This is a genomic window from Thermomonas paludicola (assembly GCF_024498955.1).
In the GTDB taxonomy this organism is placed as follows: Bacteria; Pseudomonadota; Gammaproteobacteria; order Xanthomonadales; family Xanthomonadaceae; genus Thermomonas; species Thermomonas paludicola.
Map to the genome: position 1 here is coordinate 1,088,325 of NZ_CP093311.1, position 26,136 is coordinate 1,114,460.

General features: G+C 65.7%; 22 protein-coding genes, 1 pseudogene and 1 riboswitch. Of the genes and pseudogenes, 17 read left to right on the forward strand and 6 right to left on the reverse strand.

Annotation, left to right across the window (positions count from 1 at the left end; genetic code table 11):
• Positions 1-63 precede the first annotated feature (63 nt).
• Positions 64-203: riboswitch (molybdenum cofactor riboswitch) on the forward strand.
• From moaA to LIW09_RS05190, 14 genes and pseudogenes are all read left to right on the forward strand, one after another.
• Positions 195-1,175, forward strand: a complete 981-nt coding sequence (moaA, locus tag LIW09_RS05120; protein ID WP_256646879.1) for a GTP 3',8-cyclase MoaA — start codon at positions 195-197, stop codon at positions 1,173-1,175. Its footprint overlaps the riboswitch before it by 9 nt.
• Positions 1,176-1,181: 6 nt before the next feature.
• Positions 1,182-2,180, forward strand: a complete 999-nt coding sequence (moaCB, locus tag LIW09_RS05125) for a bifunctional molybdenum cofactor biosynthesis protein MoaC/MoaB (protein ID WP_256646880.1) — start codon at positions 1,182-1,184, stop codon at positions 2,178-2,180.
• On the forward strand, positions 2,177-3,430 hold the full coding sequence (locus LIW09_RS05130) for a molybdopterin molybdotransferase MoeA (protein WP_425507915.1): 1,254 nt from the start codon (positions 2,177-2,179) through the stop codon (positions 3,428-3,430). The genes moaCB and LIW09_RS05130 overlap by 4 nt, the downstream gene beginning before the upstream one ends.
• Entirely contained in the window at positions 3,427-3,687 is a 261-nt protein-coding gene (locus LIW09_RS05135; protein ID WP_338064836.1) for a MoaD/ThiS family protein, read from the forward strand. The genes LIW09_RS05130 and LIW09_RS05135 overlap by 4 nt, the downstream gene beginning before the upstream one ends.
• Position 3,688: 1 nt before the next feature.
• On the forward strand, positions 3,689-4,198 hold the full coding sequence (locus LIW09_RS05140) for a molybdenum cofactor biosynthesis protein MoaE (RefSeq protein WP_256646882.1): 510 nt from the start codon (positions 3,689-3,691) through the stop codon (positions 4,196-4,198).
• Entirely contained in the window at positions 4,195-4,557 is a 363-nt protein-coding gene (locus LIW09_RS05145) for a hypothetical protein (RefSeq protein ID WP_256646883.1), read from the forward strand. The genes LIW09_RS05140 and LIW09_RS05145 overlap by 4 nt, the downstream gene beginning before the upstream one ends.
• Positions 4,558-4,786: 229 nt before the next feature.
• Entirely contained in the window at positions 4,787-6,193 is a 1,407-nt protein-coding gene (locus tag LIW09_RS05150; protein WP_256646884.1) for a NarK family nitrate/nitrite MFS transporter, read from the forward strand.
• Positions 6,194-6,284: 91 nt separating this feature from the next.
• The gene (locus tag LIW09_RS05155; RefSeq protein ID WP_256646885.1) at positions 6,285-10,043 is read left to right on the forward strand and encodes a nitrate reductase subunit alpha; all 3,759 of its coding nucleotides are present in this window, start codon (positions 6,285-6,287) and stop codon (positions 10,041-10,043) included.
• A pseudogene (gene narH, locus LIW09_RS05160) lies at positions 10,043-11,588 on the forward strand (nitrate reductase subunit beta). The gene LIW09_RS05155 and the pseudogene narH overlap by 1 nt, the downstream one beginning before the upstream one ends.
• Entirely contained in the window at positions 11,585-12,268 is a 684-nt protein-coding gene (gene narJ, locus LIW09_RS05170) for a nitrate reductase molybdenum cofactor assembly chaperone (protein WP_256646888.1), read from the forward strand. The pseudogene narH and the gene narJ overlap by 4 nt, the downstream one beginning before the upstream one ends.
• A complete protein-coding gene (narI, locus tag LIW09_RS05175; RefSeq protein WP_256646889.1) occupies positions 12,265-12,969 on the forward strand; it encodes a respiratory nitrate reductase subunit gamma in 705 nt (234 codons plus the stop codon). Before narJ ends, narI begins: the two co-directional genes overlap by 4 nt.
• A gap of 3 nt (positions 12,970-12,972) precedes the next feature.
• A complete protein-coding gene (locus LIW09_RS05180; protein WP_256646890.1) occupies positions 12,973-13,881 on the forward strand; it encodes a peptidylprolyl isomerase in 909 nt (302 codons plus the stop codon).
• 56 nt (positions 13,882-13,937) lie between these two features.
• On the forward strand, positions 13,938-15,254 hold the full coding sequence (locus tag LIW09_RS05185; RefSeq protein WP_256646891.1) for an MFS transporter: 1,317 nt from the start codon (positions 13,938-13,940) through the stop codon (positions 15,252-15,254).
• Between the two features lie 83 nt (positions 15,255-15,337).
• Positions 15,338-16,123, forward strand: coding sequence for a TOBE domain-containing protein (locus tag LIW09_RS05190; protein WP_256646892.1), 786 nt, complete (start codon positions 15,338-15,340; stop codon positions 16,121-16,123).
• A gap of 42 nt (positions 16,124-16,165) precedes the next feature.
• Here LIW09_RS05190 and LIW09_RS05195 read toward each other — a convergent pair whose 3' ends face one another.
• The 6 genes from LIW09_RS05195 to modA form a co-directional block, all read right to left on the reverse strand.
• The gene (locus LIW09_RS05195) at positions 16,166-18,184 is read right to left on the reverse strand and encodes a TonB-dependent receptor plug domain-containing protein (protein ID WP_256646893.1); all 2,019 of its coding nucleotides are present in this window, start codon (positions 18,182-18,184) and stop codon (positions 16,166-16,168) included.
• A 132-nt stretch (positions 18,185-18,316) separates the two neighbouring features.
• Positions 18,317-18,871: a molybdopterin-dependent oxidoreductase gene (locus tag LIW09_RS05200; protein WP_256646894.1), complete on the reverse strand. Its 555-nt coding sequence runs from the start codon at positions 18,869-18,871 to the stop codon at positions 18,317-18,319.
• Between the two features lie 85 nt (positions 18,872-18,956).
• Positions 18,957-20,012, reverse strand: coding sequence for a tellurite resistance/C4-dicarboxylate transporter family protein (locus LIW09_RS05205; RefSeq protein ID WP_256646895.1), 1,056 nt, complete (start codon positions 20,010-20,012; stop codon positions 18,957-18,959).
• 156 nt (positions 20,013-20,168) lie between these two features.
• Entirely contained in the window at positions 20,169-21,242 is a 1,074-nt protein-coding gene (gene modC, locus LIW09_RS05210; RefSeq protein ID WP_256646896.1) for a molybdenum ABC transporter ATP-binding protein, read from the reverse strand.
• Positions 21,235-21,930 carry a molybdate ABC transporter permease subunit gene (modB, locus tag LIW09_RS05215; protein ID WP_256646897.1) on the reverse strand — a complete coding sequence of 232 codons (696 nt, stop codon included), beginning with the start codon at positions 21,928-21,930 and terminating at the stop codon, positions 21,235-21,237. Before modB ends, modC begins: the two co-directional genes overlap by 8 nt.
• Positions 21,931-21,936: 6 nt before the next feature.
• Positions 21,937-22,716 carry a molybdate ABC transporter substrate-binding protein gene (modA, locus tag LIW09_RS05220; protein ID WP_256646898.1) on the reverse strand — a complete coding sequence of 260 codons (780 nt, stop codon included), beginning with the start codon at positions 22,714-22,716 and terminating at the stop codon, positions 21,937-21,939.
• Positions 22,717-22,834: 118 nt separating this feature from the next.
• Between modA and ffh the strand changes: the two genes are divergently transcribed.
• From ffh to LIW09_RS05235, 3 genes are read left to right on the forward strand one after another with little or no spacing between them, the layout of a single operon-like run.
• A complete protein-coding gene (ffh, locus tag LIW09_RS05225; protein ID WP_256646899.1) occupies positions 22,835-24,202 on the forward strand; it encodes a signal recognition particle protein in 1,368 nt (455 codons plus the stop codon).
• 37 nt (positions 24,203-24,239) lie between these two features.
• Entirely contained in the window at positions 24,240-24,710 is a 471-nt protein-coding gene (locus LIW09_RS05230) for a carboxymuconolactone decarboxylase family protein (protein ID WP_256646900.1), read from the forward strand.
• A 2-nt stretch (positions 24,711-24,712) separates the two neighbouring features.
• Positions 24,713-26,098, forward strand: a complete 1,386-nt coding sequence (locus LIW09_RS05235; protein WP_256646901.1) for a GGDEF domain-containing protein — start codon at positions 24,713-24,715, stop codon at positions 26,096-26,098.
• The last annotated feature ends 38 nt before the right edge of the window (positions 26,099-26,136 follow it).

Below are 26,136 nucleotides of genomic sequence, written 5' to 3' on the forward strand. Positions count from 1 at the left end.
GCCGATATTGACGGCGATCAAGCGCGGCCGCCTCCATCAAGGCTATGCTGGCAAGCACGCAGGGTCAGCCCTGCAACTCCAAGCCCGGCCGCCTGCGTCCCCTGCGGGATATGGCAACCGGGCCGTGGCCTGCCAAGGTCACCGGGTCGGACTGGAAACGGGCCGGCCTCCCGCCATTGGACTGGAGCGACAACATGCAACCTCTCGTTGACGGCTTCGGTCGCAGGTTTCCGTACTTGCGGCTGTCGCTGACCGAAGCCTGCAACTACAGCTGCAGCTACTGCCTGCCCAACGGCTACCACGCGGATGGCCGGCCGACCTTTTTGACCCTCGAGGAAATCCAGCGGCTGGTGCGCGGGTTTGCCGCGCTGGGGATGCGCAAGCTGCGCCTGACCGGCGGCGAGCCCAGCCTGCGCAAGGATCTGCCGTCGATCATCGCCGCGGTATCGGCGACGGCTGGCGTGGAAAAGGTGGCCATCACCACCAATGGTTGCCTGCTGCCGAGGCATATCCGCACCTGGCGCGACGCGGGGCTGACCGCGATCAATGTCAGTCTGGACAGCCTGGATCCGGCGCGCTTTGCGGCCATCACCGGGCATGACCGCTTTGCCGAAGTCACCGAAGGCGTGGAGATCGCGCAGACGCTGGGCTTCGATTCGGTCAAGCTCAATGCCGTGCTGCTGCGCGGCTTGAACGACGGCGAGTTGCCGGCCTGGTGCGACTATTTGCGCGAGCGCGACGTGGCGATCCGCTTCATCGAACTGATGCGTACCGGCGACAACAAGGCGTATTTCGAGCGCCACCACGTGCGCGCGGAGATGCTGGAGCAGCAATTGCTGGATGCCGGCTGGACGCTGCGCCCGCGCGCGGCTGATGCTGGCCCGGCGCGCGAGTACGCGCACCCCGATTATCGCGGGCGGATCGGCGTCATTGCCCCGTATTCCAAGGATTTTTGTGCCGGTTGCAATCGCCTGCGGGTGACGGCGCGCGGCGACTTGCGGCTGTGCCTGTTCGGGGATTTCGGCATCGCCCTGCGGCCACTGTTGCAGGCCGATGCCGATCACGATGCCCTGGTCGCGCGCATCGCCACCCAACTGGGCTTGAAGGCTGCCGGCCACGGCCTGCATCAAGGCAACACCGGCATTACCCCGCATCTGGCTTCGATTGGTGGTTGATTGAACATGACGACGCAACGCGACGCGGCCTTTTACATGGCCGATATCCGCAGCAAGCGGCCTACCCGCCGGCGGGCGGTGGCGGTGGGGGAATTCCATCCCGGCGCGGAGGCCTATCAGGTCGTGATCGAGCGGCGCCTGCCCAAGGGCGACGCGCTGGTGATGGCGGAAATTGCCGGTCTGCAGGGCGCCAAGATGGCGTCCATGCTGATGCCGCTGTGTCATCCGATTTCGCTGGAACTGGTACGCGTACGCTGCGTGCCGGTGCCGGAACGTCACGCCATCCGCGTGTATTGCGAATCCGCCTGCGAGGCGCGCACCGGCGTGGAGATGGAGGCGCTGGCAGGGGTCAATGCCGCGCTGCTCACGTTGTACGACCTGACCAAGCCGGTGCAGCCGGCGCTGACGATCAGTGGCATCCGCCTGCTGTTCAAGGAAGGCGGCAAGAAGGGGCTGTGGATCCATCCCGACGGCATCAGCGACGATGAGCGTGCGCACTACCAGCCGCGCGACCTGGCCCGGCTGCACGGCGTGGCGTGCGCCGTCATCACCCTCAGCGATCGCGCCAGCCATGGCGCGTACGAGGATCGCTCCGGCCCGGTCCTGGTGGAAGGCCTGCGCAAGCTGGGCGGCAGCGTCGATCATGTCGAGGTGTTGCCTGATGGCATTGACCCCCTGGCCGAGCGCCTGCGCAGCTTGGCGGGCCAGGGCGTGCGCCTGTGCCTGTGCACCGGAGGCACCGGCTTGGGTGCGCGCGACATGACCCCGGAAGCCCTGCGATCGGTGGCCGACCGCAGTGTGGACGGGCTGGCCGAGATGATCCGCAGCGAAAGCGCAAAGCACACGCCGCTGGCCTGGCTGAGCCGGGCCAGCGTGGTGCAGGTGGGGCAAATGTTGGTGGTGGCGTTGCCGGGCAGCCCGCGCGCGGCGCAGCAGGGGATGGACATGCTGGCGCCGCTGCTGGCGCATGCGCTGGCGATGATCGATGGCGGGGCGCACCCGTGATCGGTCACGCCGAAGCACTGGCGATCATTCGCCGGGAAGCGGGGCGCCTTCCCGTGCAACGGCTGGCGCCAACCGTGGGGCAGGTGCTGGCCGAAGCGGTGGTCAGTGGCGAGGATCTGCCGCCGTTCGACAATTCGGCGATGGATGGGTTTGCCCTGCGCATCGGCGATGCGCCGCTGGCGGCAGGTACCGAATTCGACGTGGCGGGCGCGCAGGCCGCGGGCGATGCGCAGGTGGCTGCATCGACAGGTGCCTGGGAAATCATGACCGGCGCGCGGCTGCCCGATGGCCTGGACGCGGTGGTGCCGGTGGAGCAGGTGGAGGTGCTGGAGCGCGATGGCGCGGGTCGCCCCCAACGCATTCGCCTGACCGCCGATGTGCACCCTGGCCAGCATGTGCGCCTGCGCGGCGAGGATGTGCGGCGCGGCGATTGCGTGCTGGCGGCAGGTTGCCGCATCGAGGCGACGCAAATGATGCTGCTGGCCGCGCTGGGGGTGGCCGAGGTGGCGGTGATGCCGCGCCCGCGCGTGGCCATCCTCAACACTGGCCGCGAATTGGTGGATGATCCAACGCAAACGCTGGCGTCGGGGCAGATCCGCAACAGCAATGGCCCGTATCTGGCCGCACGGGTGGCCGATGCCGGTGCGAAGCTGGTGCTGCGGGAAACGGTCGGCGACGACGCGTCAGCCTTCCTGGCCGCGCTGGAGCGCGCGTTGACGGCGGGCGCACAAGTCGTGCTCAGCACGGGCGCGGTTTCGATGGGGCGCCATGACTTCGTGCCTGACGCGCTGCGCAGCGTGGGTGCAACCCTGCATTTCCACAAGCTGCGCATTCGTCCCGGCAAGCCGCTGCTGTTCGCCGTCCTGCCGCACGGGCAGCTGTATTTCGGACTGCCCGGCAATCCGGTGTCCACGGCGGTTGGGCTGCGCTTCTTCGTGGAGCCTGCGCTGCGGGCGTTGACCGGGCTTGCCCCGGAGCGCGCGCTGCGGGTGCCGCTGGCCGGCGGTTTTCGCAAGCGTGCGCCGCTGCGCTTCCATCTGAAAGGTCAGTTGGAGGTGGATGCAAAGGGGCAGCTGCAGGCCCGCGTACTGGCGGGGCAGGAATCGTTTCGCATCCAGCCGCTGGCGGAGGCGAATTGCTGGATCGTGGTGGCCGAGGATCAGGACTCGCCCGTTGCGGGCGATTTGGTCGAGGTGTACGGATTGGGGCATCTGCTGGCCCCGCACATTGACAGCGTGGTGACACTTTGAAAGTCGAATTGAGTTTGTTTGGGGCGTTCCGGGATTGTGATCCCACCGCGCAGGTGGCGCTGGTCCTGCCTGAGGGCGCGCGCGTGGCCGATTTGCGCGCGGCGCTGGACGCGCACGGGCGTGCGCGCTGGCCGGGCTTCAACCCGGCGCTGCTGGCGCGCTCGGCGTTTGCCAGCGAAACCCGCGTGCTGCGCGACGCCGAGGCGCTGCCCGCCGACGGCAAGATGGCGGTGCTGCCGCCGGTCAGCGGAGGCTGACATGGACAGGCATCACTGCGCAGTCGTGGATATCGCCGACGCAAAACTGGATCCGGCAGCGGCGCTGGCGTTCGTTTCCGACCCCGGCTTTGGCGGCATCACCCTGTTCGTCGGCCGTGTGCGCGACTTGAACCACGGCCGCGTCGTCACCGGCATCAGCTACGACATGTTCGTGCCGCTGGCGCTGAATGGCTTTGCCGAGATCGCCGCCAAAGCCGAGCGCGACTTCGACGGCAAGCTCAAGCTCTACATCGGGCATGCCAAAGGGCGCTTGGGAATTGGCGACCTGGCCATGGTAGTGGCCGCCGGCACCCCCCATCGGGATGAAGCCTTCCGCGCCTGCCGGCAAGTGGTGGAAGCGGTCAAGCACACCAGCCCGATCTGGAAGCAGGAACACTACATCGACGGTGACAGCATCTGGAGCGAAGGCTGTTCGCTTTGCGGCGATGTGCATGCGCCTGTGGATGATGCCGGCGGCGGGCACGCGCACGACCACGGGGCGCACGCATGAAGGTGCAAATGCAGGGGCAACGCCTGCGTTTGCGCATTGACGAGCAGGAGCTGGCGCGGCTGCAAGCGGGCGAAGTCGTCGAAAACCTGACCGTGTTGCCGGGCGACGTGGCGCCGTGCCTGCAGGTGCGGGCGCTGGAGGCGTTGGCGCCGTCGTTTGCCGTGCAGGGGCAGGGCGTTTGCTTCGGCTTGCCGCGTCATTTGATCGATGAATACGTGGCGCGGTTGCCCTGTCGGGACGGACTGACGCTGCGGTTTTCGACGTCGGGGGGCGAGGACCTCGTGCTGGATTTCGAGGTCGATGTGCGCGACAGCGTGCGCAGCCGGGGCGTGATTCGGCGTGGAGCCACCATTTCGTAGCCAATGCCCGGGCCGGGTCCCGGGCATAAAGACAGGGTGAAACGACCTGCGGGCGCGGTCTGGTGGTTGATCTGCATCAAGCCAGCACAGGCATGCCGGGGTGATTTTGATTCCAGTCAAATCCCCATCCGGGCCGGTATCGCACTATGGTTGGCATGGCGAGGGCATGGCCATGGTCCGAGAGGGCCCGGCGCCTCGCGACAGGCTTCTCCATCAGCAGGTATGTCCCATGAACGCCCAACTGGCCGTCAAGCCACGCAGCGTAGGTTCCGTGATTCACGACTGGCACCCGGAGGACGCCGCGTTCTGGGCGCGAACCGGCAACCGCATCGCCAATCGCAACCTGGCCATTTCGATACCGGCATTGCTGCTGGCCTTCGCCATCTGGCAGATGTTTTCGGCGGTGACCATCAGCCTGCCGCAGGTGGGCTTCAAGTTCGACACCAATGAACTGTTCTGGCTTGCCGCGCTGCCGGCGCTGTCCGGGGCGACCTTGCGCATCTTCTATTCGTTCGTGGTGCCGATGTTCGGCGGCCGGCGCTGGACGGCCATCGCCACGGCGTCGCTGCTGCTGCCCGCCGTGTGGCTTGGCATCGCGGTGCAGGACACGGCCACGCCGTACTGGCATTTCGTCGCCATCGCCATCCTGTGCGGGCTGGGCGGCGGCAACTTCGCGTCGTCGATGTCCAACATCTCGTTCTTCTACCCCAAGGCCAAGCAGGGCTTCGCGCTGGGGATGAACGCGGGGCTGGGCAACCTCGGCGTCTCGGCGACCCAGTTCGTGATTCCGCTGGTGGTGACCTTTGGCCTGTTCGGCGCCATCGCCGGTGCGCCGCAGCTGACCGCCGAGGGCAAGCAGCTGTTTTTGCAGAACGCCGGCTTCGTGTGGGTGCCGTTCCTGGTGATCTGCGCCATCGCGGCATGGTTCGGCATGCATGACCTGGCCGCGGCGCGCTCCTCGTTCACCGAGCAGGCGGTGATTTTCAAGCGCAAGCACAACTGGCTGATGTGCTGGCTGTACATCGGCACTTTCGGTTCGTTCATCGGCTTTTCGGCCGGTTTCCCGATGTTGATCAAAACCCAGTTCCCCGATGTGAACCCGATGACCTACGCCTTCCTCGGGCCGTTGGTCGGGGCGCTGATGCGCTCGGTGGGCGGCTGGATGGCCGACAAGCTGGGCGGCGCGCTGCTCACCTTCTGGGTGTTCGCGCTGATGATCGTGGCGGTGTTCGCGGTGGTGCACTTCCTGCCGCACCATGGGCAGGGTGGGAATTTCCACGGGTTTCTCGGCAGTTTCATGGCGCTGTTCGTGCTCAGCGGCATTGGCAACGCATCGACGTTCCGCATGATCCCGGTGATCTTCCGCACGCTGCACGAACGCTGGGCGGCCAACGAGAACGAAGAAGGCAAGGCCGCCGCCACGCGCCAGGCCGGCATCGAGTCTGCTGCCGTGATTGGCTTCAGCTCCGCCATCGGCGCTTACGGCGGCTTCTTCATCCCGAAGAGCTATGGCACGTCGATCGTGTGGACGGGCGGCCCGGAAATGGCCCTGTACGGTTTCGTCGCGTTCTACGCAACGTGCCTGCTGGTGACGTGGTGGTGGTACTTCCGTCGCGGTGCCGAAACACCGTGCTGAAGCTCGACAAAAACAATCCGGTGGTCCATGTTGCCACCTACAGAAAGATGCGCGCGCGCGACCTGCGTTCGCCAGCCAAGAGGATGTTCCCATGAGTTATTTCCTTGACCGTCTGCAGTTCTTCCGGCGCGAAACCGAAACCTTTGCCGACGGCCACGGTCTCACCAAGACCGAAAACCGCGATTGGGAAAACAGTTATCGGGCGCGCTGGCAGTACGACAAGATCGTGCGTTCCACCCACGGCGTGAACTGCACCGGCTCCTGCAGCTGGAAGATCTACGTCAAGAACGGCCTGGTGACCTGGGAAACCCAGCAGACCGATTACCCGCGCACGCGGCCGGACCTGCCAAACCACGAGCCGCGCGGCTGCCCGCGTGGCGCCAGCTATTCCTGGTACTTGTACAGCGCCAATCGCATGAAGTACCCGCTGGTGCGCGGCGCGCTGCTGCGCATGTGGCGGCAGGCGCGCAAGGACAAGTCGCCGGTGGAGGCGTGGGCAAGCATCGTCGAGGACACCGACAAGGCCAAGGATTACAAGTCCCGCCGCGGCATGGGTGGCTTTGCCCGCGTGCACTGGGACGAGGCCAACGAGATCATCGCGGCCGCCAATCTCTATACCGTGAAGCAATACGGCCCCGACCGCGTGATCGGCTTTTCGCCGATCCCGGCGATGTCGATGATTTCCTACGCGTCCGGCGCGCGCTACCTGTCGCTGCTGGGTGGCGCCTGCCTGTCGTTCTACGACTGGTACTGCGATTTGCCGCCCGCCAGCCCGCAGGTGTGGGGCGAGCAGACCGACGTGCCGGAATCGGCTGACTGGTACAACAGTCGCTACATCATCGCGTGGGGCTCCAACGTGCCGCAGACGCGCACGCCGGATGCGCACTTCTTCACCGAGGCGCGCTACAACGGCACCAAGACGGTGGCGATCACCCCCGACTACGCCGAAGTGGCCAAGCTCACCGACCACTGGCTGCATCCCAAGCAGGGCACCGACGCCGCACTGGCGTTTGCCTTCGGCCACGTGATCCTGAAAGAGTTCCACGTGGACAGCCAGACGGAGTACTTCGTCGACTACTGCCGGCAGTACACCGACATGCCGCTGCTGGTGCGGCTGGAAAAGCGCGCCGATGGGCGGCTGGTGCCGCAGCGATTCCTGCGCGCCTCTGACCTGGGCGGTCTGGGCGAAACCAACAATCCCGAGTGGAAGACGCTCGGCCTGGACGAGCACAGCGGGCAAATCAGCGTGCCCAACGGGTCGGTGGGGTTCCGCTGGGGCGAGAAGGGCAAGTGGAATATCGAAGAGAAGGACAGCGCGGGCCGTGAGACCCGCCTGCGCCTGAGCCTGAAGGACGCCAACGACGGCATCGAAGCCGTCAGCTTCCCGTATTTCGGCGGCATCGAGCATGACCGCTGGACGGCGTCCAAATTCGACGAAATCCTCGAGCGCAACATCCCGGTGAAGCGCATGCAGCTGGCCGATGGCAAGGAATGGGCGGTGGCTACCGTCTATGACCTGCTGCTTGCGCAGTACGGCGTGGATCGCGGCTTCGGTGGCGGCAACGTGGCGTCGAGCTTCGACGACAACGTGCCGGGCACCCCGGCGTGGCAGGAAAAGATCACCGGCGTGTCGCGCGGCGAAGTCATCGAGATCGCGCGCGAATTCGCCAGCACGGCGGCCAAGACCAACGGCCGCAGCATGATCATCGTCGGCGCGGGCATGAACCACTGGTTCCACAACGACATGAACTACCGCGGCCTCATCAACATGCTGATGATGTGCGGCTGCATCGGCCAGACCGGTGGCGGTTGGGCGCACTACGTGGGCCAGGAAAAGCTGCGTCCGCAGACCGGCTGGCAGCCGATCGCGTTCGGCCTGGACTGGAGCAAGCCACCGCGCCAGATGAACGGCACCTCGTTCTTCTACTTCATGTCCGACCAGTGGCGCTACGAGAAGGTCGAGATCAAGGAGCTGCTGTCGCCGCTGGCCGACCCGGCCAAGTACAGCGGCAGCCAGGCCGATTTCAACATGCAGGCGATTCGCATGGGCTGGTTGCCCAGCGCGCCGCAGCTGGATCGCAACCCGCTGGGGATCGTCAAGGCCGCCGAAGCGGCTGGCAGCACCCCCGCCGATTACGTGGTGTCCCAGCTCAAGAGCGGGGCGATGGACTTCGCCTACGCCGATCCGGATTCGCCGCAGAACTTCCCGCGCAACCTGTTCATCTGGCGCTCCAATCTGCTGGGCAGTTCGGGCAAGGGCCACGAATACATGCTGCGGCACCTGCTGGGCACCCGCCATGGCCTGCAGGGCAAGGATCTGGGCGAGCGCGGCGCGGTCAAGCCGGAAGAAATCAAATGGCGCGACGAGGCGCCGGAAGGCAAGCTGGACCTGCTGGTCACGCTGGATTTCCGCATGTGCACCACCGCGCTGTATTCCGACGTGGTGCTGCCTACCGCGACCTGGTATGAAAAGAACGACCTCAATACCTCGGACATGCACCCCTTCATCCATCCGCTGTCGAAGGCAGTGGATCCGGCGTGGGAAGCGCGCAGCGACTGGGACATCTTCAAGGGCATCGCCAAGACCGTCAGCGACATGGCGCCTGGCGTGCTTGGCGTGGAGCAGGACGTGGTGCTGGTGCCGACCCTGCACGACACCCCCGGAGAGCTGGCGATGCCGCTCGGCGTGACCGACTGGAAGAAGGGCGAGTGCGAGCCGATCCCGGGCCGGACCATGCCGTCGATCGCGGTGGTCGAGCGCGACTACCCCAACCTGTACAAGAAGTTCACGTCGCTGGGCCCGCTGCTCGACAAGCAGGGCAACGGCGGCAAGGGCATCAACTGGGATACCAAGGACGAGGTGAAATTCCTCGGCGATCTCAATCATCGCGTGCTCGACGAAGGCGTCAGCAAGGGACGGCCGAACATCGACACCGCCATCGACGCGGCCGAATGCGTGCTGTCTCTGGCGCCGGAAACCAATGGCCACGTGGCGGTCAAGGCATGGGCGGCGCTTGGCGAATTCACCGGGCGCGACCATACCCATCTCGCGATCGGCAAGGAGCACGAGGCCATCCGCTTCCGCGACATCCAGGCGCAGCCGCGCAAGATCATTTCCTCGCCCACCTGGTCGGGGCTGGAAGACGAACACGTCAGCTACAACGCGGGCTACACCAACGTGCACGAATTCATCCCGTGGCGCACGGTGACTGGCCGCCAGCAGTTCTACATGGACCACGAGTGGATGCTGGCGTTCGGCGAGGGCTTCATGCAGTACCGCCCACCGGTGGACACCAAGACCATCGAGCCGCTGCACAACAAGCGCAGCAACGGCAACAAGGAAATCGTGCTGAACTGGATCACCCCGCACCAGAAGTGGGGCATCCACAGTACCTATTCCGACAACCTGATCATGCAGACGCTGTCGCGCGGTGGCCCGATCGTGTGGATCAGCGAGGACGATGCACGCTCGGCCGGGATCGAGGACAACGACTGGATCGAGTTGTTCAACGTCAACGGCGCGATCGCCGCTCGCGCGGTGGTCAGCCAGCGCGTGATGAACGGCATGGCGATGATGTATCACGCGCAGGAACGCATCATCAACGTGCCCGGTTCGGAAATCAGCGGAACCCGTGGCGGCATCCACAACTCGGTGACGCGCGTGGTGCTCAAGCCGACGCACATGATCGGCAGCTACGCCCAGTTCGCCTACGGCTTCAATTACTACGGCACCGTGGGCAGCAACCGCGACGAGTTCGTGATCGTGCGCAAGATGGACAAAATTGATTGGTTGGATGGCGATCCCGTTACCGAACAGGAACGCTCGACCAATGCCAAGGAGGTGGTGTGATGAAGGTCCGCGCACAGATCGCGATGGTGCTGAACCTGGACAAGTGCATCGGGTGCCATACCTGCTCGATCACCTGCAAGAACGTGTGGACGTCGCGCGAAGGCGTGGAATACGCCTGGTTCAACAACGTCGAAACCAAGCCCGGCATCGGTTATCCCAAGGAGTGGGAGAACCAGGACAAGTGGAATGGCGGCTGGGTGCGTACCCGTGCCGGCAAGCTGGTGCCGCGCGCTGGCGGCCGCTGGCGGATGCTGTCCAAGATTTTTGCCAACCCGGACCTGCCGCAGATCGACGACTACTACGAGCCGTTCGACTTCGACTACCAGCACCTGCATCAGGCGCCTGATGGCAAGCATCAGCCCACGGCGCGGCCGCGCTCGCTGATCACCGGCGAGCGCATGCAGAAAATCCATTGGGGCCCGAACTGGGAAGAGATCCTCGGAACCGAGTTCGCCAAGCGCGCCAAGGATCGCAATTTCGACGGGATCCAGAAGGAGATCTACGGCGCCTTCGAAAAGACCTTCATGATGTACCTGCCGCGCCTGTGCGAGCACTGCCTGAACCCGGCGTGCGTGTCGGCATGCCCGTCCGGCGCGATCTACAAGCGCGAGGAAGACGGCATCGTGCTGATCGACCAGGACAAGTGCCGCGGCTGGCGCATGTGCGTGTCGGCGTGCCCGTACAAGAAGATCTACTACAACTGGAAGAGCGGCAAGTCCGAGAAATGCATCTTCTGCTATCCGCGCATCGAGATGGGTGAGCCCACCGTGTGTTCGGAAACCTGCGTCGGCCGCATCCGCTACCTCGGCGTGCTGCTGTACGACGCCGATCGCATCCAGGAAGCGGCGTCGGTGCCGGCTGAAAAGGATCTGTATCAGGCGCATCTGGACATCTTCCTCGACCCGAATGATCCCAAGGTGATCGAAGCCGCGCGTGCGGAAGGCATACCCGACAACTGGCTGGAGGCCGCGAAGAATTCGCCGACCTACAAGCTGGCCATCGACTGGAAGCTGGCGCTGCCGCTGCACCCGGAATACCGCACCTTGCCGATGGTGTGGTACGTGCCGCCGTTGTCGCCGATCCAGTCGGCCGCCGAGCGTGGTCGCGTGGGCATGAACGGCGCAGCTGCCGGACGTCGGGTCGCTGCGCATCCCGGTGCGCTACCTGGCCAACTTGCTCACCGCCGGCGATGAAGCCCCGGTGATCCGCGCGCTGGAGCGGATGATGGCGATGCGCGCCTGGCGTCGTGCGATGAATGTCGATGGTGTCGAAGATCTGGCGGTGCTCCAGCAAGCCGGGCTGACCGTGGCCCAGGCCGAGGACATGTACCGTTACCTCGCCATCGCCAATTACGAAGATCGCTTCGTGATCCCGACGGCGCATCGCGAATACGCCAACGATGCGTTTGGCGAGCGCGGCGGTTGCGGCTTCACGTTCGGCAACGGGTGCAGCGGCGACAGCCCGGCCGACCTGTTCAGCCAGCGCAAGACCACGACCTACGCGGTGCATCCGAACCGGCAGGAGAAGTTCGAGGTGGTCGAATGAGCGTGCTCAAGCTCATCGGCGTGCTGCTGGACTACCCGCAGGATGCGCTGTGGCAGCATGGCGATGAACTGCTGGCGGCGGTGGATGGCCCCGGGCTTCCGCCAGGACGGCGCGCGGCATTCGTGCAGTTCGTGCGCGAACTGCTGGCGTCCGATCCGCTGGACGCGCAGGATCGATGGCTGTCGTTGTTCGATCGCGGCCGTTCGATGAGCTTGCTGCTGTTCGAACACATCCACGGCGAGTCGCGCGACCGTGGACAGGCCATGGTGGACCTGATCGACGCCTATCGAAAGAACGGCTACGAACTGGACGCCAAGGAACTGCCGGACTATCTGCCGCTGGTGCTGGAATACCTCAGCCAGCGCCCGCAGGAAGAGGCCCAGGACTGGTTGCGCCACGTCAGCCATATCGTGGGCCTGCTTGCCGCGCGTGCCGGGCAGCGCGAAAGCCCCTATGCCTTGCTGCTGGAAACCCTGGTCGAGTTTGCCGACGGCAAGCTTGAACTGGGTGCATTGCGCCAGCGCGCCAGCGAAGAGCCGCGCGACGACACTCCCGAAGTCATGGACCGGCTGTGGGAGGACGAGGCGGTGCGCTTCGGCAACGAGGCGCCCGACGAAAACTGCGCACCGCCCACCCGCATCCCCGCACGCTCCGCCGACATTCGCCAGGTGCAGTCATGAATTACTTCAATACCTTCGCGTTCCAGATGTATCCGTATATCGCACTGGCGGTGTTTTTCATCGGCAGCTGGGCACGCTTCGACAGGTCGATGTACACCTGGCGCACCGGTTCCAGCCAGCTGCTGTCCGACAAGGGCATGCGCATCGGCAGCAACCTGTTCCACCTTGGCATCCTTGCGATCCTGGGTGGCCATCTTGTTGGCCTGCTCACCCCGCATTCGGTGTACGAACCGTTCATCACCGCACCGCAGAAGCAGCTGCTGGCGATGGTGGCGGGTGGCGTATTCGGCGCGGTCTGCCTGATCGGCATCGCCATCCTCACCGTGCGCCGGTTGTTCAACCCGCGCGTGCGCGCCACCGGCACCACCGGCGATACCGTGATCCTGCTGATGCTGTTCGCACAGCTGCTGCTGGGCCTGTACACCATCGTGCAATCCACCCACCACATGGATGGCGGCGTGATGATGGCGCTGGCCGAATGGGCGCAGCACATCGTGACCTTCCGTGGCGGCGCGGCCGATTTCATCGGTGACGTGAGCTGGGTGTACAAGGCGCACATCCTGCTTGGCATGACCCTGTTCCTGGTGGCGCCGTTCACCCGCCTGGTGCACGTGTGGAGCATCCCGGTCAGCTATCTGTGGCGGCCCTATCAGGTCGTTCGCCGCCGTCAGCAGACGCTGCGCTACGGGCCGAGGGCGTAAGCAATGAGCGAGAGCAAGCCGCGCCTGCGCGAGTTGCCGATCACCGTCATCGATAGCGGCAGGACGGTGGCGGAAGAAGCGCATGCCCATCAGCATGACCATGCCGAAGATGGTCCGCGCACGCTGGGGCAGGCGGCGCCTGCGTACCTGTACGTGGGCGATACCGCGATCAGCGAAGCCGAAATCGCCCGCGAGATGCAGTTCCATCGCGCCATGAAACCCGCGCAGTCGCGCGCCGACGCCGCGCGTGCGCTGGTCGTGCGCCAGCTGCTGCAGCGCGAGGTTGCGCGGCTGGGCTTGCTGGACGAGGTGCAGGCCCAGGAGGGCGAGCCTGCCGAAGAAGCCTGCATTCGCCTGTTGCTGGAGCGCGAGGTTGAAAACCGCGTGCCCAGCGAAGAGGACTGCCGGCGTTACTTTGAACAGAACAGCGAACGCTTCCATGCGCCGGACCGGATCAAGCTGCGGCATATCCTGCTGGGCGCCGCGGTGGATGATGTCAATGGGCGCTTCAGTGCGCGCACGCAGGCAGAGAAGCTGATCGCCGAGTTGAAGGAACAGCCGCACCTGTTCGCCGACTTCGTGGCGCGTCATTCCGATTGCCCGTCGAAGAGCGATGGCGGCGACCTCGGTTGGCTTGAACGCGGGCAGACCACGCCCGAATTCGATCGTCAGGTATTCCGCCTGCGCCAGGGCATGGCGGCATTCCCGGTGGAGTCCCGCTGGGGCTATCACGTGGTCTGCGTGGATGTGATCGAAGCAGGCGAGGAACTTGCGTTTGATCAAGTCCGGCAGCGGATTTCCGACTATCTTGAACTGCAGGTTCGACAGCGCGAACTTCAGCAATACCTGTTGGGTTTGCAGGAACGCTACGAGGTTCGCGGGCTGGACGCCATAGAGGCCGAGGCCGCCTGATACCACCGGGCGTGCTTGCGGCAAAAGGTTTCCCAACCTCAACTGGAAGCACGTCCATGCAGGACATTTCGCAAATCAGCCCCGCCCGCCAACAGCGCGCGCTGTGGCTCAGCACGTTCGCCTTCACTACCTGCTTTGCGGTGTGGATGATCTTTTCGATCATCGGCATCCAGATCAAGAAGGACCTGGGGCTCAACGACACCGAGTTCGGGTTGTTGATCGCCACTCCCGTCCTGAGTGGCTCGGTGCTGCGCATTTTCCTTGGCGTCTGGGCCGACCAGCTGGGTGGTCGCAAAGTGCTCACCGCGGTGATGCTGGCCGGTGCCGCCGCTACCTGGATGCTCACCCACGCCAGCACTTATCCGCAGTTCCTGCTCGCCGCATTGGGCGTGGGTATCGCAGGGAGTTCGTTCTCGGTCGGCGTGGCCTACGTCTCCAAGTGGTTCCCGGCGGAGAAGCAGGGAACCGCGCTGGGCATCTTCGGCGCCGGCAATATCGGCTCGGCGGTGACCAAGCTGCTGGCGCCGATGGTGATGGTGGCGGCAGGCTGGATCATGGTCGCCAAGGTCTGGGCGGTGGGCCTGGCGGTGGTGGCGATCCTGTATTACCTGTTCTCGCAGGAAGACCCCTCGCTGGAGCAGCGCCGCAAGGCAGGCGTCAAGCCGATGCCTTTCGCCGAGCAAATGGCGCCGCTGAAGAACCTGCAAGTGTGGCGCTTCGCGCTGTACTACTTCTTCGTGTTCGGCGGATTTGTCTCGCTGGCCCTGTGGCTGCCCCGCTATCTGATCGGCGCCTACGGCATGGATGTGGCGCATGCCGGTGCGCTGGCCGCCGCGTATTCCATCCCGGCCAGCCTGTTCCGGGTGGTGGGTGGCTGGATGTCGGACAAACTCGGCGCGCGCACCGTGATGTATTGGACCTTCGGGGTGTCGGCGATCTGCACGTTCCTGCTCGCCTATCCGGACACGCAATACATCGTCAAGGGCATCAACGGCGACATCACCTTCCACCTGGCCATCGGCGTGGTGCCGTTCACCGTGCTGGTGTTCGTGCTGGGCTTCTTCATGTCGCTGGGCAAGGCTGCGGTGTACAAGCACATCCCGGTGTACTACCCGGACTATGTCGGCTCGGTGGGTGGCGTGGTCGGCATGATCGGCGGGCTTGGCGGCTTCATCCTGCCGATCGCGTTCGGTGCGCTCAATGACCTCACCGGGGTCTGGACCAGCTGCTTCATGTTGCTGTTCGTGGTGGTGGCCAGCGCGTTGGCGTGGATGCACTTTGCCATCCGCCGCATGGAACGCCGCCACTTCCCGCAGATCGGTCGTGAAACCGACCTGCCCGAAATCATCGACGCGCAAGGCAAGGCCGGCTGACCGCGCGCGTTCGGCACGGATGGCGTGGTGTAACCTGCCACGCCATCCGCAACCGATGTCCCATGGCCAGTGCCGGAGCCTCCGTGCTGCAACCGTTGATCGATCTGCGCGGCGCGGGCACCAGCCTGACCCCGCAACGCGCGCGCCTGCTGCAGGCGCTGGATGCCCACGGCTCGATCAGCGCGGCTGCGCGTGCAGTGGGCATGAGCTACAAGGGGGCGTGGGATGCGATTTCCGCGCTCAACGAATTTGCAGGAGAGCCGCTGGTCACCGCCGAAGCCGGCGGCAGTGGCGGCGGCGGCGCGCGCCTGACCGATATGGGCAGGCGCGTGCTGGCCTTCCACGATGCGCTGACTGCGCTGCAGAACCGGCTGCTGTCGGGTCACGGCGGGACCGGGCGTGTTGAAAATATCGATGACCTGCTGAGGAGGCTCGGCAACCTGATGCTCAGAACCAGCGCGCGCAACCAGTTCGAAGGCACCGTGCAGGCGATCCAGCGCGGCGCGGTGAACAGCGAGGTGGTGCTTGATCTCGATGGCGGCGACCAGCTGGTCGCCATCATCACCAACCGCAGCGTCGATGACCTCGGCCTGCGCGAGGGCGGCAGCGCGATCGCGCTGGTCAAGTCCTCGTTCGTGGTGCTGGGCGAACCCGGCGTGCGCACCAGCGCGCGCAATGCGCTGGCCGGCACCGTGCTGTCCTGCCGGGAGGGCGCGGTCAATGCCGAAGTGGAATTGCAGCTGGCGGGCGGCAGGCGGCTGGTGGCCACCGTCACCAATGAAAGCGCGAAGGAACTCGGCATCCGCGAAGGCGTGCCGATGCTGGCGCTGGTCAAGTCCTCGCACGTGATCCTGGCGGTGGCGGTGTAAGCGCTCCCGCCGGCACGTGTCCGGCGGGAGCGCGGTGCGGCATCAGAACCGGTAGCTGACGTTGGCGAACCAGCTGCGGCCAGGCATCGGGTAGCCTTCCGCCAGTTCGTACCATTTGTCGCCGAGGTTGCGTCCGCCGGCTTCGATGTCGAGGCCGTCCAGCGGCGACCACACCAGCTTCGCACTGAACGTGGCATAGCCGCCCAGCCGCAGGAAGCCGCCCCGGTTGCCGGGGCCGGCGTAGGTGACGATGCGGCCTTGCTCCGCTTCCGCCGTGACCAGCGCCTTCCACTGTGGCGAGAACGTCCACTGCGCATGTGCGAACAGGCGCTGGCGCGGGCTGTTGGTCAGCGGCACGGCGGGATTGCCGAGGTTGTCGCGATCCAGCCACGTATAGGCCATGCCTGCCTGTCCGCGTCCGCCGATGTCCTGCTGCAGCGACAGCTCGACGCCGCGGCTGCGCGCCTTGCCGATGTTCTGCGCCTGGTTGCACACCGTGCTGCCGCACTGGTTGGACGGCACGATGGCGTCCTGGATCAGGTCGTTGATGCGGCTTTGGAACAGCGCGGCTTCCGCCTGTGCGCCGGCCCACGGCTGCCCGCGCCAACCCAGTTCGAAGTGACGCGCGAACTCCGGTTTCAGGTCCGGGTTCGGCAGCGCGCTGCCCATGCGCGCCGAGTAGCGGTCCTTGATGGTGGGGAAGCGGGTCTTGTGCGAATAGCTGCCGAACAGCTGGCCGTAGTCGCCGAGATCACGGCTCAGTTCCACCAATGCGTTGTTGGCGGTGGTGGAGCCGGTGGGCCAGAAGTACACCTCCTTGGCGTCACGTTTCTCGTGGCTGGCGCCGATGCGCAGGTTGTAGCCCTGGTCCAACGCGATGCTGTCTTCCACCGCGATGGCCGTGGTGACGTCGCGGTAATCCTTGGCGGGCGATTTCGGGTTGGTGTCGCGGTGGCGGTCGTCCTTGTAGTGCAGCGCCACGTGCAGGTCGTGGTTGGCGAACTGCGTGCTGGCCAGTTCCACGCTCGCGCCGCGGGTCTTGTCGGAATACACGCTGGGGAAGCTGGTGTTGAGCAACTGGGTGCCGTAGGTCTTGTCGGTGTAGGCCTCCAGCCCGTTGCTGTAGCGGTCTTCATAGGCCCGCAATTTCAGTGCGTGGGCATCGTTCAGGCCGATATTGCCGATGAAGTACAGGCTTTCCTTGTCCCACCACGGCCAGCGCCAGTAGCGGATGCCGCTGGTGGATTTGCCGGTATAGGCCGGGTTGCCCTTCTCGCCTTCCTGCTTCACGTAGCCGATGGCGAATTCGCTGCGTACGCTGGGCTCGAAACCGATCTTGATCGAGGCGCGGCGGTCGTTGCGGTCGGCGTTTTCGCGCTCGTCGCCGGTATCGGTCGGCTTGGCCTTGTAGTCCTTGAACCCGTCCGGCAGCGGGAAGCTGTCGGCATCCAGCCACGACAACCCCGCCTGCAGGTACCACATGCCGTGGCGCATGCCGAGGTTGGCGGCCGCCTTGCGCTCGCCGCCGCTGCCGGCACCGATGCGGATGTCGCCTTCCAGGGCTTGCGTCGGCCGGCGCGAAATCAGGTTGATCGCGCCGCCCAGCGTGTTCGGCCCGTACAGCAGCGAGGCCGCGCCCTTTGCGACGCGAATTTCCGCAAGGTCGAAGGTGGTGAAGCGACCGAAGTCGATGTAGCCGTCGTAGGGCACGTACTGCGGGATGCCGTCCAGGAACACCGGCACCTGGCGCGGATCGAAGCCGCGCACGTACACCATCGACTCGTTGCGGCTGTTGTGGGACAGCGCCACGCCGGGCGCGATGGCGACGGCCTCGCCCACGGTTTCGCGGTTGAGTTGATCCAGCTGTTCGCGGGTGATGGCGGATTCGCCGGTGGGAGGCGGTGTGTCCTGCTTGCCCTGCACCACCACGCGGCCGAGTTCGAAGGGCTTGCCGCTCTTGTCGGCGGCGTCTTCGGCATGGGCGGTGGCAAGGCCGGCAAGGCCAAGGAGCAGGGCGGCGGACAGCGCGCGACGGCGCAGGAGCGTGGAAGTGGAGTGCATGGGCGTTGCTCGATGTGGAAGAAGGGCACGCCGCGCCGTTGCCGCCGTCCGCGCGTTCGGGAGGGCAGGGCTGTGGGTTTGCCGGCGTGGGGAATCGGGTGCGGGACGATGCGCATCACCCCGCGCGGAGCGTCACTGCATGCGCACGACTTCGATGCTGCTCAGCCAGCGCACGTGGCGCGGGCCGGTTTTGGTGTCTTGCCCGGAGATCAGCAGCAGTTGGCCTTCGCGCGCGTCCAGCGGCTTGCCGTCCTTCTCCCAGGCCACCAGCACGTCCCTGCCGATCGAGGTGTTGTACAGCTCATTCCAGGAGAAGGTGACCGCATAGCCGTCGGTGGCGCGCGCCACGACCACCATGCGACGGCCGTCCTTGTGGCCATCGAGGTTCAGGCCAACGGAATCGAGAACGTCGGTCAGCCGCGCTCCACGGAAATTGGCGACCTTGCCGACGGTGGCGCCCGAGGCGCACACCACATCCATCGGGCCGCTGTTGCGTGCGGTCAACTTCTTCAGTGTGGCGACGTCGAACAGGCGCGGCGCTTTCACGGCGCCACTGATGCGAACGTCGACGCTGGGCGTGAACGCACGGGTGGGCTGCGCGGTCTTGTTTGCCGGGATGGCGGGGTTGGTGGCGCCGAGGTTGCCGGTGGCCAGCAGCGCACCCAGCAGGAAGTGATGGAGTTTCATGGGATCCTTCGATATGTAGTTATGTATATAGCGAAGAAAAGGATAACGATCACGGCGGCGTGCGGATTTGATTTGAGTCAATCGATCAGGCGCGGGAGGAGGCGGCCCAATGGCGGCGCAGCGCGCGCAGCTGGCCGATGAACAGCAGCACCCATGCGGTCATCCCGATGGCGAACATCGCGTGCGGCAGCTTGCCGAGGAAGGGCAGGTTCATGGCTTCCATCATCCGCAGCGTGCTGACGGCGTACATGCCCAACGGGAACACCGCGCCCCAGTACATCGGGTCGTAAGTGAACGGGAATTGGCGCACGCCGTGTCGCCAGATCGCCAAGGCCACCAGCATCGGAATCCACCAGGTGCCGGTGGCCCAGTAAAACACCGTGAAGCCCTTGATGAAGGGCAGCATCGAGTTGAGGTACGGCGCGTGCGGGGTATTGAGGATGAGCAGCGAGCCGGCCAGGGTGGAGATGGCCATCGCGCCCATGTTGATCCAGTACGGCGGCGACAGATCGGCCGGCGAGAACGCGAAAAACGTGTAGCGATAGAAGATCAGCGACATCATCCAGATGTAGAGCATGCCGCCCCACAGCCACATCGACAGCGCGAAGAAATTCATTTCCAGGCGCAGCGGCTGGGGCATGTGGTTGGAGATCAAGGCGGCCAGTACTGCCATCGACTGCGTGGCCACCACGGCCAGCAGCCAGCCGCCGTTGATGCCGCGGTCCAGCCCCGGTTTGTTCTGCTTGACGGTCAGGACCGTGAAAATGGTGTAGGTGAAGCCCACCCACGTCAGCAGGCCGATGCCGCCCAGCAGGGTGGCCAGGCGCAGGCTGCCGCCCAGCAGCAGGCTCTGGCTGCCCAGAATCGAGCACGCCGCGACGAAGGTGAAAAACCCTGGCGCGCGCAGGTGGTCGAACAGATCCTCGCGCACCAGTTTCGGGTGCCAGTACACGTGCAGCAACGCCAGCACGCCGATGATCACGAACAGGACCCAGTTGAGCGCGAACAGCGCGTTTGCCAGAAGCGGAACGCCCATCAAGTGCGCGGCCAGCGACAGGATCCCGGTGGCCATCACCATGCTGAAATAGCCCGGGGAGAGTTGCTCGACCGAGTCGCGCACATGGCGCAGCAAGGCCCTCATCGCGGGTATCCCGCGTTGCCGGCGTGGGTGGGGCGCGTGACCGGGTGGAATGATGCGTGCTGCATGCGTGCCTCCCGGCGCGGATCCAGTGGGCATCGTCGGTGCCGACAGGCGGCAGGTCTTTGATCGATGTCAATTTGTCCGCGCGACGCAGGCCTAGACCAGCAACGCCACGGCTTTGACCTGGGCCCACAGCGCCATGCCGGGCTGCAGCTGCAGGCGCTGCATCGAGCGGTGGGAAATGCGCGCCAGCAGCGGCCAGCCGGACGCGTCCAGCCGCGCCTGCATTTGCCCACCCGGAAGCGGGTCGATGCCAACCAGTGTTGCGGGCAGCACATTGAGCAGGCTGGAATCGTCATGGCACTGCAGCGCAAGGCTGACGTCGCGTGCCTGGATGCGCACGCGCAGCCGCGTACCTCGGGCATGGGCAGGGCCATGCGCGTGCAATGGGCCTGCGCGCGTGTGCAGGGTCAGCAAGCCGTGGTCATCGCGGCCCTCCACCTGCGCATCGAGCACCACGCCGGCATCCTCGCGCAGGGCCAGTGGCAAGTCGTGGCGATTGAGTACGTCCAGCGCAGGGCCGGACGCGGTCACCTTGCCGGCATCCAGCAGCACCAGATGGTCAGCCAGTCGCGCCACTTCCTCCACTGCATGGGTGACGTACAAGATGGGGATGCCGGCATCGCGGCGCACCGCTTCCAGGAAGGGCAGGATGTCGGCGCGCCGCTGCCCGTCCAGCGCGCTCAGCGGTTCGTCCAGCAACAGCCAGCGGGGCTCGGTCACCAGCGCGCGGGCCAGGGCGACGCGTTGGCGCTCCCCTCCGGACAGGGTCTCGGGGCGGCGCAGCAGCAGAGGCGCCAGCGCCAAACGTTCGATCCATGTTTGCAGCAGCCCGGCTGGCGCGCCGGCGCGTTTCCAGCCATAACGCAGATTGCCCGCCACCGTCAGGTGTGGCAGCAGCGCGGTGTGCTGAAACACCACGCCGGTGGCACGCTTGTGTGCGGGCAAGCGCATGTTGGCGGTTTGCCATGGTTGATCGGCGACCCGCAGCGTGCCGGTAGCGGTGGGTTCCAGGCCGGCAATGGCGCGCAGCAGGGTACTCTTGCCGCTGCCCGACGGGCCGAACACGGCGGTGGTGCCCTGGCCAGGCAGGGTCAGGTCGACGTCCAGTCGAAAATCGGCGTACGCCAGCTGCAAGGCAAGACGGATGTCGTGTTGCGCGTCATCCATGGGTCGTCACCGTGCGCCGGCCCAGCCACTGCATCAGCAGCAGCAGGCCGAACGAGAACAGCAGCAGGCAGGCCGCCAGCACGTGTGCGTCGGCGTAAGCCATGCTCTCCACCTGGTCGTACAGCAGCACCGACAGCACCCGCGTTTCGCCTTCGATGTTGCCGCCCACCATCAACACGACCCCGAATTCGCCCACGGTATGGGCGAAGCCGAGCAGGGTGGCGGTCAACAGGGATGGTTTTGCCAGCGGCAACACCACGCTGACGAAGCGATCCAGCGGCGAAGCGCGCAAGGTCGCCGCGGCTTCCAGCACCGGCGGTGGGATCGAGGCAAAGCCGGCCTGCAGGGGATGCACCACGAACGGCAACGAATACAACACCGATGCCAGCAGCAGCCCCGGGAAGGTGAAGGCCAGCGTTCCCAGCCCAAGCGCGCTGGTGAGCTGGCCGACGGGGCCGTTCGGGGCAAGGCTGATCAACAGGTAGAAACCCAGTACCGTGGGTGGGAGCACCATCGGCAGCGCCACCACCGCGCCCACCGGGATGCGCCAGCCCGAGCGCGTATGCGCCAGCCACCACGCCAGCGGCATGCCCAGCAGCAGCAGGATTGCGGTGGTCAGCCCGGCCAGCTTCAGCGTCACCCAAGTGGCGGCGAGCCAGGCTGGTGGTGCGGCAAGCGCGGCGTCCATCGACTGTCAGTCGTAACCGAAGGCGTGGATGCGTGTCTGCGCCGCCGGGGTTTGCAGGAACTTCAGGAAGCCGCGCGCGGCGGGGTTGCGCTCGCCGCGCTTGAGCAGCACGGCAGTTTGCACGATGGGCGCATGCCAAGACGCCGGCACTTCCCAGCCCGAGCCGGGCGTGGTCTTGCGGGCCTCCAGCACCAGCGAGCGCGGCAACAGGCCCAATGGCGCGGCGCCGCTGACCACGAACTGCGCGGCTTGGCCAACATTTTCACCCATCACCAGCGTGGGTTTGAGTTCTTCCCAGCGACGCACGTAGATCAGCGCTTCGCGCGCGGCCGCGCCGTAGGGGGCCAGCTCGGGATTGGCGATGGCCAGCCGGGTGATGCCGCCTTTGCGCAGCAGGGTTTCGCCGTCCTTCACCCGTGCTGGATCGCGACTCCACAGCACCAGCCGGCCGATGGCGTAGTCGTGCAGGGTGCCACCGTCGGCCAAGCCTTCCTTCACCAGCCGGCGAGGGGTGTCGGCATCGGCCGACAGCAGCACGTCGAACGGTGCGCCGTTGCGGATTTGCGCATAGAGCTTGCCGGTGGAAGCCGCGCTGATGTCGATCCGTTGCCCGCTTCGGCGGGCGTAGTCGGCCGCCAGTTTCCTGGCGGCGTCGGCGAAATTGGCGGCAACCGCAACCCGCGCCTGCACCGGCGCGACCACGGGTTTGGCAGCCTGCGCGACGGCGGCTGCCGGAAGCAGTGCCACCAGGGCCGTCAGCAAGCCGCGCATCCATTTGTGTGCCATCTCCATCCTCGTCCTTGCCTGAATGTCGGCAAGTCTATCGGTTTGCCCGCGGGCGCGGCGACATGCGGCATGGCTCTATATAATTGCCTGTTCCTCTCCATGTTGAAGGTCACGCCGCGTGTTTGAATCCCTGACCCAGCGCCTGTCCGGCACCATCGAGCGCCTGCGCGGCCGCGGCCGCCTGACCGAATCCAACATCAGCGAGGCCGTGCGCGAGGTGCGCATCGCCCTGCTGGAGGCCGACGTGGCGCTGCCGGTGGTGCAGGCCCTGATCCAGCGCATCAAGGTGCGCGCGGTGGGCCAGGAAGTGATGCGTTCGCTCAGTCCGGGCCAGGTGCTGGTGAAGATCGTGCGCGACGAACTGGCGCTGGTGATGGGCGCGCAGGCATCGGACCTGAACCTCAACGTGCCGGCACCGGCGGTGATCCTGATGGCCGGCCTGCAGGGCGCGGGCAAGACCACCACCGTGGCCAAGTTGGCCAAGCATCTGAAGGACAAGCGCAAGAAGAAGGTGATGGTGGTGTCGGCCGACGTGTACCGCCCGGCCGCCATCGAGCAGCTGCAGACGCTGGCTGCGCAGGTGGGGGCGATTTTCTTCCCGTCGGACGCCTCGCAGAAGCCACAGGCCATCGTCAAGGCGGCGATCGAGGAGGCCCGGAAAACCTTCGCCGACGTGCTGATCGTCGATACCGCCGGCCGCACCAGCATCGATGACGCGATGATGGCCGAGATCAAGGCGCTGCACGTCGCGGTCAATCCGGTCGAAACCCTGTTCGTGGTCGACTCCATGACCGGCCAGGACGCCGCGGTCACCGCCAAGCACTTCGGCGAGGCGCTGCCGCTGACCGGCGTGGTGCTGACCAAGACCGACGGCGATGCGCGCGGTGGCGCGGCGCTGTCGGTGCGCTACATCACCGGCAAGCCGATCAAATTCGTCGGCGTGGGCGAGAAGCCCGACGGCCTCGACGTATTCCACCCCGATCGCGCCGCCGGCCGGATCCTCGACATGGGCGATGTGCTGTCGCTGGTCGAGCAGGTCGAGGCGCAGGTCGACAAGGACAAGGCGCAGAAGCTTGCCGAGAAGGTCGCCAAGGGCAAGAAGTTCGACCTCAACGACATGCGCGACCAGCTCGAGCAGATGCAGAACATGGGCGGCCTGTCCGGGCTGATGGACAAGCTGCCGGGCGTCGGTCAACTGCCCGAGCACGTCAAGCAGCAGGTCACCGGCAAGGAAGTGCCGAGGATGATCGCCATCATCAACTCGATGACGAAAAAGGAGCGCCGCAACCCGGATCTCCTCAACGGCTCCCGCCGCGCCCGCGTGGCGCGTGGCAGCGGCCTCACGCCGGCCGACGTCAACAAGGTGCTCAAGCAATACCAGCAGATGGAAAAGATGATGGGCAAGCTGGGCCGCGGCGGCATGAAAGGGATGATGCGCGGCCTGTCCGGCATGATGGGCGGACGCGGCGGTCTGCCGATGCGCTGACTGGGCGTGATGTTGGATCAACCTTGGGGGGTGTTCGATGCAGCAGCGTCTTGATTATCAGCAGGCTTCGCCAGAGGCCTTCAAAGCCATGCTGCAGCTGGAGAGGCAGGTGCATCAAAGCGGCCTGGAAGCATCGCTGCTCGAATTGGTGAAGTCCCGCGCCTCGCAGCTCAATGGCTGCGCCTGGTGCCTGGACATGCACAGCAAGGATGCGCGGGCGCAGGGTGAAACCGAGCAGCGCGTGTACCTGCTGCCGGTCTGGCGCGATGCGCCCTGCTATACCGAACGCGAGCGCGCGGCACTGGCTTGGACCGAAGCAGTCACTGCGATGGCCGGTGCGCAGGGCGTGGACGATGGTATCTATGACGCAGCGCGCCGTCATTTCGATGAAAAATCGCTGGTGGACCTGACTCTGGCCGTCATCGCCATCAACGGCTGGAACCGGCTGAACGTTGCATTTCGCACCCCGGTTGGCGATTACGTCAGCCCGCACTCGACAACGGGTTGAGCATGAGCAATGACATTCGCGTCAATGCCGAAGTGGTGCGCGGATTCATTGTGTTCTCGCGCGTCGTGGGCTGGTTGCTGACAGCGGTATCGCTGATCGTGCTGCTGGCGTGGGTGAGCGCTGCGCAGCCCTTGCAGGTGTTTGCACTCCCGGCCACCAGCATGCGCGCTGGCGCAGCCTTGGCTGCCCTGCTCGCTGGTGGCGCACTGCTGTTGTCGCGCGGCTCGCCCCGGACCAGCTTCCTCCTGTCCTTGCTGCTGACCCTGTTCGCCGGGTGCGAGCTGCTGGAATTCGCATCGGGCGCCAGGGTGATTTGCCTGCCCGATCTGGGGGGGCTGCTTCCACACTGGCCGAACAGGCCGCCCGGGAAAATGCTGGAACTGGCGGCAGTGGTATTCACGCTGCTGGGGCTGGTGGGGATGGCGGTCACATCACGGCAGGCGGTCTGGTTGCGTGAGGCCTGCGCGCTTGCGGCCATCGCCATCAGCATGGCGTCGATTGCCGCATTCGGGCTTGTGCTGGCCGGGTCGGCATTCCACCTGCCGCTCAGGATGCCGATCGTGACGGCGTCGCTGCTGCTGTTGCTGACGCTAGCGTGGATGGCATCGGTGCCATCCACCGGTTTGACTCGGATCGTGGTGGCCGACAGTCCGGGCGGTGCATTCGCGCGTCGCTTGATCCTGCCTGCGTTGCTGCTGCCAAGCCTGCTGACCTTCCTGTTCGAGATGGTGCAGGCGTGGCTGGGTGTGTCCGAAGCGCAGGCGCTTTCGCTGGCTGCGGTGGTCACCGGCGGCATGGTCGCCGCGGCGATCCTGTGGGTGGCCTATCTGCTGGATCGCAGCGAGCGCCAGCGGCGCACCGTGCTTGCGTTGCGCACCGATGCCAACACCGACGGGTTGACCGGGCTGGCCAATCGGCGCGCGTTCGACGCGGGATTGGCGCAGGCGCTTCGGGAGAGCGAGGACGTCGCGCTGCTGATCCTTGATCTCGACCACTTCAAAAGTTTCAACGACGATTTTGGCCATCAGGCAGGGGACGATGTGTTGCGGGAGGTCGGGCGCCTGCTGCATGCGGAGCTGCGCCCCGGCGATCTGGCGGCGCGCTATGGAGGCGAGGAGTTCGCGGTGGTTCTGGTGCAGAGCGACGCAGGGCGGGTGGCGCAGGTGGGGCAGCGCATCCTTGCGGCGTTCCACGCCAGGCAGTGGTCGAACCGGCCGGTGAGGGTGAGTATCGGTGCCGCGCTTGCGACATCGGGCGAGGCGCCCGAAGGGCTGATCTCGCGAGCGGATGCGGCGCTCTACCGTAGCAAGCAGGAGGGGCGCGACCGGCTCACGATGGCGGCTTGGGCGCCGGCAAAGGCGCGCGTGGCGATGCCGGAGCAGGCCTGACGGCCAGCGAACGGCCAGCCGCCTGGAGGCTGTCATGG

Coding starts and splice junctions, on each gene's coding strand:
- LIW09_RS05150 (WP_256646884.1), top strand. CDS start 4,787: ATGAACGCCCAACTGGCCGTCAAGCCACGCAGCGTAGGTTCCGTGATT.
- narI (WP_256646889.1), top strand. CDS start 12,265: ATGAATTACTTCAATACCTTCGCGTTCCAGATGTATCCGTATATCGCA.
- LIW09_RS05235 (WP_256646901.1), top strand. CDS start 24,713: ATGAGCAATGACATTCGCGTCAATGCCGAAGTGGTGCGCGGATTCATT.
- modB (WP_256646897.1), bottom strand. CDS start 21,930: ATGGACGCCGCGCTTGCCGCACCACCAGCCTGGCTCGCCGCCACTTGG.
- LIW09_RS05155 (WP_256646885.1), top strand. CDS start 6,285: ATGAGTTATTTCCTTGACCGTCTGCAGTTCTTCCGGCGCGAAACCGAA.
- moaA (WP_256646879.1), top strand. CDS start 195: ATGCAACCTCTCGTTGACGGCTTCGGTCGCAGGTTTCCGTACTTGCGG.
- LIW09_RS05230 (WP_256646900.1), top strand. CDS start 24,240: ATGCAGCAGCGTCTTGATTATCAGCAGGCTTCGCCAGAGGCCTTCAAA.
- LIW09_RS05145 (WP_256646883.1), top strand. CDS start 4,195: ATGAAGGTGCAAATGCAGGGGCAACGCCTGCGTTTGCGCATTGACGAG.
- LIW09_RS05185 (WP_256646891.1), top strand. CDS start 13,938: ATGCAGGACATTTCGCAAATCAGCCCCGCCCGCCAACAGCGCGCGCTG.
- LIW09_RS05180 (WP_256646890.1), top strand. CDS start 12,973: ATGAGCGAGAGCAAGCCGCGCCTGCGCGAGTTGCCGATCACCGTCATC.
- LIW09_RS05200 (WP_256646894.1), bottom strand. CDS start 18,871: ATGAAACTCCATCACTTCCTGCTGGGTGCGCTGCTGGCCACCGGCAAC.
- LIW09_RS05140 (WP_256646882.1), top strand. CDS start 3,689: ATGGACAGGCATCACTGCGCAGTCGTGGATATCGCCGACGCAAAACTG.
- moaCB (WP_256646880.1), top strand. CDS start 1,182: ATGACGACGCAACGCGACGCGGCCTTTTACATGGCCGATATCCGCAGC.
- narJ (WP_256646888.1), top strand. CDS start 11,585: ATGAGCGTGCTCAAGCTCATCGGCGTGCTGCTGGACTACCCGCAGGAT.
- LIW09_RS05195 (WP_256646893.1), bottom strand. CDS start 18,184: ATGCACTCCACTTCCACGCTCCTGCGCCGTCGCGCGCTGTCCGCCGCC.
- modC (WP_256646896.1), bottom strand. CDS start 21,242: ATGGATGACGCGCAACACGACATCCGTCTTGCCTTGCAGCTGGCGTAC.
- LIW09_RS05205 (WP_256646895.1), bottom strand. CDS start 20,012: ATGAGGGCCTTGCTGCGCCATGTGCGCGACTCGGTCGAGCAACTCTCC.
- modA (WP_256646898.1), bottom strand. CDS start 22,716: ATGGCACACAAATGGATGCGCGGCTTGCTGACGGCCCTGGTGGCACTG.